The organism is Pseudomonas sp. W2I6 (assembly GCF_030815935.1).
Lineage (GTDB): Bacteria > Pseudomonadota > Gammaproteobacteria > Pseudomonadales > Pseudomonadaceae > Aquipseudomonas.
In genome coordinates this window covers 2,661,095-2,671,969 of the sequence record NZ_JAUSXJ010000001.1, presented here as the reverse complement: position 1 = coordinate 2,671,969, position 10,875 = coordinate 2,661,095, and the positions used below count along the sequence as shown (strand labels likewise).

Annotated in this window: 11 protein-coding genes; 3 read left to right on the top strand and 8 right to left on the bottom strand. The window is 54.6% G+C overall.

All coding sequences use genetic code 11. From position 1 onward, the window contains the following. Nucleotide 1 precedes the first annotated feature (1 nt). From QF039_RS12515 to QF039_RS12495, 5 genes are all read right to left on the bottom strand, one after another. A complete protein-coding gene (locus QF039_RS12515; protein ID WP_307518483.1) occupies nt 2-211 on the bottom strand; it encodes a hypothetical protein in 210 nt (69 codons plus the stop codon). Nucleotides 212-338: 127 nt separating this feature from the next. Continuing rightward, the gene (locus QF039_RS12510; protein ID WP_307518481.1) at nt 339-1,124 is read right to left on the bottom strand and encodes a ParA family protein; all 786 of its coding nucleotides are present in this window, start codon (nt 1,122-1,124) and stop codon (nt 339-341) included. A 4-nt stretch (nt 1,125-1,128) separates the two neighbouring features. Further along, nucleotides 1,129-1,359 carry an AlpA family phage regulatory protein gene (locus QF039_RS12505; protein WP_307518479.1) on the bottom strand — a complete coding sequence of 77 codons (231 nt, stop codon included), beginning with the start codon at nt 1,357-1,359 and terminating at the stop codon, nt 1,129-1,131. Nucleotides 1,360-1,474: 115 nt separating this feature from the next. Then, on the bottom strand, nt 1,475-2,329 hold the full coding sequence (locus QF039_RS12500; protein WP_307518477.1) for a hypothetical protein: 855 nt from the start codon (nt 2,327-2,329) through the stop codon (nt 1,475-1,477). 157 nt (nt 2,330-2,486) lie between these two features. Continuing rightward, the gene (locus QF039_RS12495) at nt 2,487-3,251 is read right to left on the bottom strand and encodes a cyclase family protein (RefSeq protein ID WP_307518475.1); all 765 of its coding nucleotides are present in this window, start codon (nt 3,249-3,251) and stop codon (nt 2,487-2,489) included. Nucleotides 3,252-3,396: 145 nt separating this feature from the next. Here QF039_RS12495 and QF039_RS12490 point away from each other — a divergent pair, with 145 nt between their 5' ends. Together QF039_RS12490 and QF039_RS12485 are read left to right on the top strand one after the other, a co-directional pair. Beyond that, nucleotides 3,397-4,824: an MFS transporter gene (locus tag QF039_RS12490; RefSeq protein ID WP_307518473.1), complete on the top strand. Its 1,428-nt coding sequence runs from the start codon at nt 3,397-3,399 to the stop codon at nt 4,822-4,824. An 86-nt stretch (nt 4,825-4,910) separates the two neighbouring features. Next, nucleotides 4,911-5,732: an alpha/beta fold hydrolase gene (locus QF039_RS12485; protein WP_307518470.1), complete on the top strand. Its 822-nt coding sequence runs from the start codon at nt 4,911-4,913 to the stop codon at nt 5,730-5,732. 112 nt (nt 5,733-5,844) lie between these two features. On the opposite strand, the gene QF039_RS12480 is transcribed toward QF039_RS12485, so the two are convergent. The 3 genes from QF039_RS12480 to QF039_RS12470 form a co-directional block, all read right to left on the bottom strand. Then, the gene (locus tag QF039_RS12480) at nt 5,845-6,777 is read right to left on the bottom strand and encodes a TIGR03571 family LLM class oxidoreductase (protein WP_307518468.1); all 933 of its coding nucleotides are present in this window, start codon (nt 6,775-6,777) and stop codon (nt 5,845-5,847) included. Nucleotides 6,778-7,180: 403 nt separating this feature from the next. Next, entirely contained in the window at nt 7,181-8,695 is a 1,515-nt protein-coding gene (locus QF039_RS12475) for a sodium:proton antiporter (RefSeq protein WP_307518466.1), read from the bottom strand. Between the two features lie 266 nt (nt 8,696-8,961). Beyond that, nucleotides 8,962-9,822, bottom strand: coding sequence for a type 1 glutamine amidotransferase domain-containing protein (locus tag QF039_RS12470; RefSeq protein WP_307518464.1), 861 nt, complete (start codon nt 9,820-9,822; stop codon nt 8,962-8,964). 124 nt (nt 9,823-9,946) lie between these two features. On the opposite strand from QF039_RS12470, the gene QF039_RS12465 reads away from it, so the two are divergent. Next, complete coding sequence (locus QF039_RS12465; protein ID WP_307518462.1) at nt 9,947-10,873, top strand: LysR family transcriptional regulator; 927 nt, start codon at nt 9,947-9,949, stop codon at nt 10,871-10,873. Nucleotides 10,874-10,875 lie beyond the last annotated feature (2 nt).

Sequence of the window (10,875 nt, the reverse complement as noted above, 5' to 3'; positions counted from 1 at the left end):
GTTAATGCCGGTTACGCAAGTGGTCACCGACCTCGAACTTGACGATCTCGGCAGTCCCCGAACCTTCGAAATGGTGGGACAGTTCTGCGAGGAGCCAACCCATGGCCGAGCGTCCACCCTGCAGGCGAAAGACTACAGTGCAGTACTCCTCGCAAGGTGGGGGGTATGGTCGAATAGATGGTTGAACGATGATGGGAAGTTGATCCAACATCAAAATTCTCCTGGCCAAACGCTGTTGGCATTAAGGTCGATAAAAAATGACTTGGCGAGAAATGCCGGCTGGGCGATTTGTCTCATTGAACCTCTGCGCATCTGCTCACCGTAGAGATCGCTTCGCGCTATTCCGGAAACAGTTCGATGGCCAGTGATTGCATAGTTTTCAACGCAGATGGCGATGACTGGCGAGTCTCGATTCGGTGGACGGGTAAGCCAAGCGAGGCGGCATTGAGGTACGCCACTCGATCCGGAACTACGGTGTCTAGAACCGAGATATTGGTAGTCTCTGCGAAGGTCTCGCGAAGACCTCGGATGATCATTCTGGTGTCCACCCGAATGGCATTCACCTGGTTCAATAGCAATCGCAAGGGTGGCGGTGTAATGCCCAGGTGGCGGAACGGTCCGAGTTCACTGAGCAGCTTCAAGGTGCCGCCGCGCAGTTCGCGCGCGGCGAGCATTTCCGGCGTGATGGGAGAGAGGGCGAGATCGGAGGCCAGTAGGGCCATCTCCAGCAGCACGCTGCGCGCGCCCTGAGTGTCGATCAAAAGCAGGTCATAACTGGGGCGGAAATTGTCGAGCAAACTGCGCAGCCGTAATCGCCCATCAGGGGCGTGCAGCAACAAGGTGCTCAGATGGCCTTGATCGTCGTTGGAGATGACCAGGTCGAGCCCTGCAATCACTGTCCTGGAAACAATCTGCGCAGGCGCTGTGAAGTTGAGTGCAATGAGCTCGTACGCACCAGCAACAGCTTTCTGGCTCAAGGCGAAATAGCTGGATAGGGTGGGTTGGCTATCCAGGTCCAGCAGCAGAACTCGCAGGCCAACATCTGCCAGAAGACCGCCAAGGTTGGCGGCCACCGTGGTTTTGCCTACCCCACCCTTGGTGGAAATCACCGAGACCACACGCATGACATCAGACCTTCTGACCTAAGCGTTCAACGACCCACCGCTCGATCTCCAGCGAATCCCAGCCCACCGCGCGCAGTCCAATGCGTTTGGCTTGCGGGAATTTACCTTCCTTCATCAAGTTGTAGATGTGCGCACGCTTGAAGCCGGTTTTACGCTCCACCTCGTCACGACGCATGATGTGCCGTTCGACCTGTGGTAGAGATACTTCAGCGATGGAGGAAGGTTGGCTGGACATGATGGTCACTCCTAGCGCCAATTGGCACATGGTGGGAAGTGACCTGAATTGAATAGCAAAAACGGCAGAGATTCATTGCGCTGCAATCGTTGGGATTGCAGTGCAATGCTTCGATTTACTCGCTTTTTTTGAGGCTACGGTTGGCTGCGGCAAACTTTTCGTCCAGCGTTCGTTTGCTGAGACCGGGAACGTTTTTATGGCGAGCGGTAATAGCATCGACGATTGCTGCTTGTCTTTCGAAGACAGAGAGTGGTTTTCCAGCAGGTGATCGACCCAATAAGAGGCTGATTAAGGCTCCAATGATCTGCAGAAGTGTCAGCTCGCTGCGTTCGCTGACTCTTCCATGTGACTTGATCAGACTGTTAAGTTCTTCCCGTTCAAGTCCCACAGCTTGAAGATCAGATAGGATTTCCTGATAAAGACGCTGAAGAGTTTTTAATTCAAGTAAAAGGGCTTCTCGATCAGCTTGGAGAGAGAGGTAGGTACCAATGCTGACTTTTTCATGAGTGTCGTAGGTTGGTTCAAACAAAAAGTCGGGTTTCTGGTCGGGGTAGTAAAGAGACATCCAGAGTCGTAAGTCAGAATGACGTACCGTTAACTGGGTGTGGTCCAGCGCAGTTCCCACGGGTACCGTGATACCGAAGTATCCATAAGGTAATTCGCGATTACGAATTGCATCGTAGATTTTTTCGGTATTGGCGTAAAGGCAAGGCCACTGGGGGAAGAGCTGCGCTAGCTTTTCGGGGCAATGACAGTCAGCTTGCAGAATCTGTGCTTTGTAGCGAGTCAGGTTGCACCAACGCAAGGCGGCGTCAATAGGCCGATAAAAGGTTTTTGCGTGCGGATTGAAGTTGTGTAAAGACATGTGCGGACGGGCCTCCATTTCATCGCTGATCGTTCCTTGATAACGCAGCTCAATGATGTCCTTGCGTTCAGTATCTTTAAAGCGTCTGGACAGCGGCGTGGTCAAGGGCAACACCGCGATGACAAAGCTGACTAGTCATTCCGTGCTCATTCGATTACTCCTTGCACATCAATGGAATTCTCTGGTCGTTGTCGGTCCCATTCCTTAACAATGTAGGAATGGGACCGATGTACTTTTGCCGTTGGTGAAAGTGGTGGTCACTTCAGATGATTGCGTCGTTATCGACGACGGCTATCGCCCGTAGGGGTGAGCCGGACCCGTTTTTGATCTTCAGCGGCAGGGCCATGAAATAAAACTCACCGGGGAGCTGATCCAGACCGTGTAGACCCTCCAGAATGAGAATGTCACGCGGCAGGAAGTAAGTTTCGTGCCCGAATGCGCTGAGAATTTTTCCATCTAGCACCGCAATGTCGCAGCCGGCAGTATCGGTGCCTACGGCAGTGACCTTCTGGTCCGCAAGCCAAGCGCAAAGCTCTTCGGTAAAGCCGGGAGCATTTCCACCCCACCAACTGCCGACGCCTTGCGGGTTGTGCTCAGGGTCTATCAGGTAGATGTCCCAGCCGAACTGAACCAGCACGATGTCGCCCGCGGCGATCGTGATGCCTTGCTCGCTCGCCAGTCTGGTGTATTGGGCCAGGCTCAGGGTTTCGCCTGGCTGGAGGTCAAGCGCACGGGCATCAACTTTCTTCCCCGGTTTCAAAAGTCGGTCAACCCCATAGGTGTCGATGGTGCGATCCATGAGGTGGCGATGGACATGGGCAGGGGCATCGACATGACTGCCGGAGTGCTCGGGCATTACCAGCATTTGCAAGTAGTAACCGTGCTGATCATGGTTGCGCGCGTCCGCAATGATGTTGACGTCGGGGTGTGCGGGCCATCGATGCATGTGAGAGCAGATCTGCGGGGACAGGTCCACGAAGCGAGCGGTGGACAACAGACGATTGAGCGAGGCACTAAGTGGGCTCATGGGATCTCCTGGTTTTTTTGTTTATTGGGCGGTTTCCTCTGACTTGAGTTTACGATCATATATGATATAACACCAGTCGGCACGGTCTCGACACGCCAGCAGGCCACAGTCTCGAACCCTAACAAAAATAAAAAGAGCAACGTCTATGTCTCGAAAAAACGGTGTACTCACGAGCTCAGCCGTGATCGGTGTGGGCTTGAGTAAAGTTGGGCCAATCAACAAATATTCATGGATTGCGATGCTGCTGTTATGGCTTTTGCTGGCCATGAACGACAACATGCGGTATTGGACGACCGGCGTTCTACAGCCATCGATCATTGAAGAGTTCAAGGTTGGACCCGAGCTCATCGGACTCTTTGCCGGAGCCATGACAGTCGCCCAGGGGCTACTGGCGCTACCCCTGACTATTTGGTCTGATCGTGCAGGTCACGGGTGGGCCAGGAAGTATCGCTATATGGTCATTCTCGCGGCATATACCTTGTTCACGCTGCTGACAGGTATCTCGATTCTGACGACCACCTTCGTTGCTTTCTTCGTATTTCAAGCACTGAACAAAGTATTCAGCGGGGCTGGCGAAGCCATTGAAGTAACGGCCGTTGCGGAGTGGTGGCCGCTTGAGAAACGCGGTTTCGCGGTGGGTCTGCACCACACGGCAGTTCCGTGGGGTACGTTTCTCGGCGGGCTTGCCGTGGCGGGTGTCTTTACCTTGTTTGGCCCCGATCAATGGAGGCTAACACTGTTGATTCCGGTGATTCTGATCGTTCCGATCGCGCTTGTTTTCTGGAAGTTTTCCACTCGCGAACGGTATGAAAAGTTCGAGCAAGCCGTCGTATCGGCCGGACAGACACCACCACTTCTTGAGGTGAAGAAGGGGGGTGGCAAGGCAGCCCCGGGCGCTTTTCGTAGAGCCCTGAAGAATCCCAACCTGATGATCACACCCGTTCTTGCAGGCCTGGCGCTGGCTGTTTATACCGGCATCTCACTGTGGTTACCGCTTTATCTGGCTTTTGTTGCGCGCTATTCACTAGCCGAAACAGCCGCCTATAGCGTTCTCTTCACGCTTACCGGTGGTATCGGCCAAATTATCTGGGGCGGTGTTTCGGACCGTATTGGGCGCAAGCCGACACTAGTGATTACCTTCCTTTGGGTTGCTATTGGCGTTTTGTTGTTGCAGTTCGCCGGGGGGCATGTGCTTTGGCTCGTGGTGATTCAACTGTTTCTGGGTCTTGCAACGAATGGTATCTACCCAGTGCTTTATGCCTTGTCCTCTGATTCGAGCGAGCCAGGCGCAATCGGGCTCGGCAATGGCCTCAACATGACGGGGCAGATGATCGGGGGCATAGGCCCCATTGTGATCGGGATACTCATCGCCGCAGGCGGTGGGTTCACGGCCGTTGCCGGGTTCCAGTGGAGTCTCTATTTCATGGCCGGTCTGATGTTGGTGGGGGTTGCAACGATTGTGTTGTTCACGCGTGAAAGCGTCGGTTCCTTCAAAAAGCATGATTGGGCATTGGTCTCCCGCGATGCGTGCTTGCCCGATCCACAGATTCGCAACAAGTACCTGAGCGACTAGATCGCCGGTGATGCACGCCCAGTGCGTGATGATCCGCCGTGGCACATTGAGCATATCGACTTCACTGCAAACAACAGGAGCACAGAATGAATGGGTTAGAAAATAACACTACTATACGTAGTATCAACGGTGTCGATATTTTTGTTCGTGACACTGGTGAGCCACATCTTCCAACGGTACTTGCATTACATTCACTCTTTCTAGACGGGCGAATGTTTGAAGCGTTTGCGCAGCGTGCCAAGGGTAGGTTTCGGGTGGTCAGCCCGGATTTTCGCGGACAGGGACGAAACGCCCCGCTGAGCGTGGACCTAGTGAGCATGGAGACTCATGCTGCTGACATCGATGTCCTCATAGACAGCCTCGGTTTGAGTCAGATTCGATTACTGGCTCAGTCGATGGGGGGCGACGTCGGTCTTCGTGTCGTCCATCGCCGACCTCAACTCTTTCACTCAATGGCGTTGATTGGTTCCTCGGCACGCTCCGAGCCTGCTGAAAAAATAGAGGGCCTCGACAGCTGGGTCGATGGGATTCGTGCGAGCGGTTTTACCGGGCAGATTCTCGAAGAAACCGTCAACGTCATGTTTGGTTCGACGACCCGAAACGACCCAGCGAAGGTCGATGAAATGAAACTGTGGCGAGGCCGGATCGCTGAAGCCACCAGTGGGTTGGCTCCCCAACTTGCCGGAGTTAACGCGCGAGGAAATCTTCTCGAATTCCTTCACGAAATCCCGGTGCCGGCCTTGGTGATCTGCGGCGACGAGGACATTGCCCGGCCAGTTGCCTGGTCTCAGGAAATGGCCAGTGCACTGCCGCGCTCGGAGTTGATAGTCATGCTGGGTGTCGGGCACAGCCCAACCATTGAACAACCGGCAATTGTTCTCCCTAAAATTATGACCTTTTTTACCTGACCAAATTCTACAATCGCGAAGAATTTGAAACGGGGTTGAGGGAGTATCAAGCTGGAGCCAAGTGGCCTGAGCCTTGTTGAATATAGGACTCAGGCCGGTAGTGTTCAGCGAATCAGACTACACCGTGAAACCTGGGCAAAACGTACTCGGCAATCTCTTCAACCACCTCCACAACGGGCCGCTCGCTATGCCGCAGATGCAGGCCTACATGCTGCACACCCGATTCACGCAACGCCTCTAGCTCTGCAATGAGTGCCATTCGCCCGCCGCGACCGCCGAAACGCAGAGGTTTCATTGGCGAATGAGGATTGGCCTCAAGGTCTAGATGCAGAAAGCTGATATAGGGTTTGTCAGCACCCACTTCACGCCAGAGCCCGACACGTCGACGATGTTCCTGCGGCGTACCAGGGTAGGCGAGCCATCCATCCATGTGTTCTCCAATCCATGTTGGTGATTGTTGGCCAAGTCCGGCAACCAGCAGGGGAAAGGGCTCTTCACGCTGCGGTAATAATTGGGCTCCCTCCGGCAGACGTCCAGCGCCTTGGCTTTTCAGAAGTTCGACGGTGCTGCGAAAATGCGCTCCCCGTTGGCTGTAGTCGACACCGAACAGTGGATACTCCATCGGTCGATCGCCACTGGCCACCCCCAATAGCAGGCGACCCTCGCTCAGTTCGTCGATGCTATTGGCTGCCTTGAGGGTTAACCACGGTTGTCGTAGCGGCAACACTACCGCGGCAGTGCCGAGCATGATGTTTTGGGTGATGGCGGCCAGATAGCCCAAGTAGGAAAAGATCTCGAAAACCTGTGCAGCATCTCCAAAATTTGGGTCATAGACCGGCACATCACGTACCCACAGGGCTCGAAAACCACTGGTGTCTGCCAATCGGGCCAGTTGGGCATGTTGCTTCAGGTCAGGGACGCCAAATGGGCGTTCTTCCGTCATACGCAGACGTTGGCCAGCAGTGGACCAATCATTATCCAGAGGCAATTCCAGCCCGATGGAGAAGTTGTTGGGGCCGAGCAAACGTTGAAAATGTGAGTTCATCAGGTCTCCTGCGCCTTGCGTGATACAGGGCTACTCTACGGGTGGTTGCCAGTAGTATCTGCGTCTCCATCCGAGAGAAAAATGCATCAGCAAGCACAATAGTCTTGATCAAAATGCACGATTAGAGTGCTTTCCTGTTAAGAGGAGGGGGCGCCTTCGCTGAGGGGATTGGTTTAAAAGTGTCGAGATATTCAAGTGGCCGAAATTCCTCTGCGCAGCGTAATGGTCTCCTTTCCGCGACCGGTATATGCCTTGGAGTACATGCACATGTTCCCTGCGCTCGAAATCCGGCACTTGTTTAAGTACGGCGTTTCGGATTTATCTCGGACAACCAGGAGCGTTACGCTCTGAATAATCGGGGTGGCTTTAGCGTGAACATAGGGCAGAAACGGTGGTCTTGAAGCTAAACTTGCCTGAGTACATCGCGCATGTCTAAGGTCTGTTCTACCTCTCGCAGCACCTCATCGCTGATAGTTCCTTGATGGCGCAGTTCAATGATGGCCTTGCGTTCCGCATCAATAAGTTGGCCCTCGATTCTGGACACCGTCTCTGTTCCGGCAAACTGCTCACTTCTGATTCGATAGGCTTGTTGAAGATAAGCACGGTGATCGGCATCAATAGGTTGAAGTGCGCCAATTTCTTCCAGTTTACTGAGGGCCGCGCCAGTCGCAGTGCGATGGGCCTGGGCGATCTCCTGCTCTGTAAAGGTATCGCGTTCAACGGGAAGGTTTTTGATAAGCCATGGCATGCTGATGCCCTGAACCACCAGGGTCACCAGAATCACTGAAAACGTGACGATCAGGGCGATATCCCGAAACGGGAAATCCTCCGGAAGCGCCAGCACCATCACCAGAGACAAACCGCCGCGCATGCCGGACCAGCCAGCCACCAGACTGTCAGCCCAAGGCCAGCGCGCGCCGTCCATGCGCATGCGACGCGCAATATGGGGGATGCCCAGTCCGATTCCCATGAAAAACAGGACACGAGTCACCATCACCGCCGCAATGGCACCTGCACAGGCATAAGCAATACCCGGTAGCGTCGATACTTTTTCCAGTACCTGTGGCAGTTGCAATCCAACGAGCACGAACAGCACGGCGGACAGTAAAAAGATCCAGGTGTTCCAAAACCCATAACCGCCTAATCGGGTTTGTGGGCGGTCAACCAATGCAGAACGTGAACCGACCACTCGGCCGGCTACACCCGCCGCGAGAATCGCTGATACATGCAATGCTTCGGCCGGCAAGAAAGCAAGGTAAGCACCAGCCAGAGTGATGATGGGCGCAACCAGCGGGTCGGCAACCCGGGTGTTGATCCACGATACCAATCGACCCACGGCGTAGCCAATCATCACGCCACCGGCGGCGGTGAACATAAAGTTTCCCACTGCGCTGAAGGTCGAGAATGAACCGTGGAGCACTGCATCAATTGCGGTGAGATAAAGAACCAGCGCGGAAAAGTCGTTGATCAGGTTTTCACCGTCGAGCAATCCCACCAGACGCGGGGAGACATTCAATTGGCGGGCGACGGTCAGAAAAGCTACGGGGTCGGTGGGTGCCACAATTGCGCCAATAACCATCGCTATCGCCCAGGGTAACCCGGCGATGCAATGTAGTACGGCGGCGACGGCGAACGCGGTGATAGCCACCAGAACCACAGAGGTCAGGCTGATGGCCGCAGCGTTGGCTTTGATTTCTCTCGGGGTGACGATAAAGGCATGCCAGAACAGCATAGGGGGCAAAACCACCAGCAGCAGTAGATCCGGATCAACTTGAATCGCCGGTAAGCCAGGCAGTAGCGCCAGGCCGACACCGGCAAGCATCAAGAGAATTGGCTCGGCAATTTTGAAGCGGCTGGACAGCAGCGTAACCAAGGCAACTACAGCGATGACAAGGCTGGCAAGCCATTCCGTACTCATTCCATTATTCCTTCCGCTTCAGTGTTATTTACGGACGAAAAGCCGGGAGATGCTGCACTTGTCTGCCAACGTGCCCATAAAGACATAAGCTTTTATAGTGGTAAATGAATGCGTGACCGACTAGCCGAAGTCCTTTCACTTCATTTGTTAATTAATTTCATAAATAGAAGCGCTTCAGGCCAACGCCAATACGCTGCTCTAGCGACGGCCTGAAGCAAAGCTGTGTGGCAGTGTGTTGCTCGTGCGAAAACCAGGTTTTGAATCGATCAGCTTTTCGTTTGGCTTTGGTTCTTGAGGCGCTCGAGAATTACCTTACCCACGTCCAGCGCTGAACCAGGGTTTTGACCTGTCACCAGTTCACGGTCGATGACAACATGACTGGTCCACGGTGAAGTGTTGCTGCTGTATACGCCTCCGGCTTGTTCCAGTGCCGTTTGCGGATAGAATTTCATGGCGCCTCCGTTCAACAACCCCTTGGCCAGTTCCTCTTCCTGATTGCTGATGACCGTGAATTTGTATCCTGCGTAAGCCCAGCCTTGTGCGGAGGCTTTGCCACCGGTTTCGAGTTGCCGAGTGAAGGCGGTCGGGTCGGACAGAGCCGACAGCAGGGCAATCGGGCCATGGCAAACGAGGGCGGTTGTCTTGCCATTGTCATGGAAGTTGTTCAGCAGTTTCCCCAAGGCAGCGCTATGCAGAAGATCCTCCATCGGCGCGTGGCCGCCGGGTACGTACACCGCATCGAAATGCTCGTAACCGATCTGATCAACCCGTGACAGGCTGATAACCGGCGATTCCCCTGGCGAGGTGATTTTTAGTCGGTCCAGCAGGGCCTTGTGCTCCTGCAGCGCAACAATGTCATTGTTGAAATACATTTTATCGGTGGACGACTTATCCAGCGTCGGCGCTTTGCCCGTCGGAGTCGCAAAGGTCACCGAGTGCCCGGCATCTAGCAGCAGTTTCACCGGTTGCATCAATTCGTTCAGATAGAAACCGGTCGCGAAGACCTTCTGGTCCTTGAGGTCGAGATGGTCAGAATCTGAAAGCACAACCAATACATTGCCGGCCTGTGCGTTAAAGGCCGAGGCGGAAATGGTCATTGCAAGGGAGAGTTTGGCGATAGGGAACATGGGGTTTCCGTTTGTGGAGTGTGTGATCGATCGGCAATCGCCGGACCGGTGATACAACTGTATTCATGCCTGGCCAGGCGATAAACTAGCTAGTGAGGAAATCACTTGTTCTTTGGAGGCAAAGGTGGGCCGTCGATTCGATTATCTTGCTGACGTTGAAGTCTTTGTCACCGTGGTAGAGAAGGGCTCTTTGAGCGCTGGGGCAGTGTTTCTGGCGACCACCCCGTCAGTGGTGAGCCGGGCGATATCTCGCCTGGAAGCACGCTTGAGCGTCCAGTTGTTACGACGTACAACTCGACGCTTGAGCCTGACCGAGGCTGGGCTGCTTTATCTCGAGCAGTCGCGCGCGGCGTTCTCGCTGATCGATGATGCAGAAAGGACAATCCAGGGGCAAGAAGGGGAGTTGACCGGCCGTGTACGGCTCAGTGTGCCGACAACCTACGGACACTATCGGCTTCCAGCATTACTTTGCCGCTTTACTCGGCAGTACCCGCTGGTGCGTGTCGAATTGAGTATCAGCAATCGAAATGTGGACCTGGTGGCCGAGGGGTATGACCTGGCTATTCGTCTCGGACAATTGCCTGACAGTGGCTTGATTGGACGAAAACTTGAGGACGCCTGTTTGTGCCTGGTCGCCTCGCCGGATTACCTGTCCAGGGCGGGAACACCGCGGAGTGTGGAGGATCTGGCAGCGCATGCTTGTTTGCCGTTTCTGATGCCCAGCAGCGGCCGTGTTGGCCCCTGGCTGTTCCGCGAGCAGGGAATTGATCGGGAGTGGATGCCCGAGGCGAATGTCCAGGTGGCCGACGACGTGCTCGGCATTGTGTCCTTGGCCGAGCATGGTCTGGGTATCTGTCAGACCTACGACTTTATTGTCCGTGAGAGGATTCAAAGTGGACGTCTGGTCCCGGTGCTCGAGCAGTCAGGCGGACGGTCCAGACCGTTTTCGGTGATTTATCCGCCCCATCGCCAATTGTCGGCGACGGCGCGGGCGCTGATTGAATTCCTGACACGAGAAGTGGCTGGCCAAACCAGCACACCACTTAAATAACG

Excerpts from the sequence above, each read along its gene's own strand:
- QF039_RS12470 (WP_307518464.1), bottom strand. The coding sequence starts at position 9,822 with ATGTTCCCTATCGCCAAACTCTCCCTTGCAATGACCATTTCCGCCTCG.
- QF039_RS12490 (WP_307518473.1), top strand. The coding sequence starts at position 3,397 with ATGTCTCGAAAAAACGGTGTACTCACGAGCTCAGCCGTGATCGGTGTG.
- QF039_RS12515 (WP_307518483.1), bottom strand. The coding sequence starts at position 211 with ATGTTGGATCAACTTCCCATCATCGTTCAACCATCTATTCGACCATAC.
- QF039_RS12510 (WP_307518481.1), bottom strand. The coding sequence starts at position 1,124 with ATGCGTGTGGTCTCGGTGATTTCCACCAAGGGTGGGGTAGGCAAAACC.
- QF039_RS12480 (WP_307518468.1), bottom strand. The coding sequence starts at position 6,777 with ATGAACTCACATTTTCAACGTTTGCTCGGCCCCAACAACTTCTCCATC.
- QF039_RS12505 (WP_307518479.1), bottom strand. The coding sequence starts at position 1,359 with ATGTCCAGCCAACCTTCCTCCATCGCTGAAGTATCTCTACCACAGGTC.
- QF039_RS12475 (WP_307518466.1), bottom strand. The coding sequence starts at position 8,695 with ATGAGTACGGAATGGCTTGCCAGCCTTGTCATCGCTGTAGTTGCCTTG.
- QF039_RS12495 (WP_307518475.1), bottom strand. The coding sequence starts at position 3,251 with ATGAGCCCACTTAGTGCCTCGCTCAATCGTCTGTTGTCCACCGCTCGC.
- QF039_RS12485 (WP_307518470.1), top strand. The coding sequence starts at position 4,911 with ATGAATGGGTTAGAAAATAACACTACTATACGTAGTATCAACGGTGTC.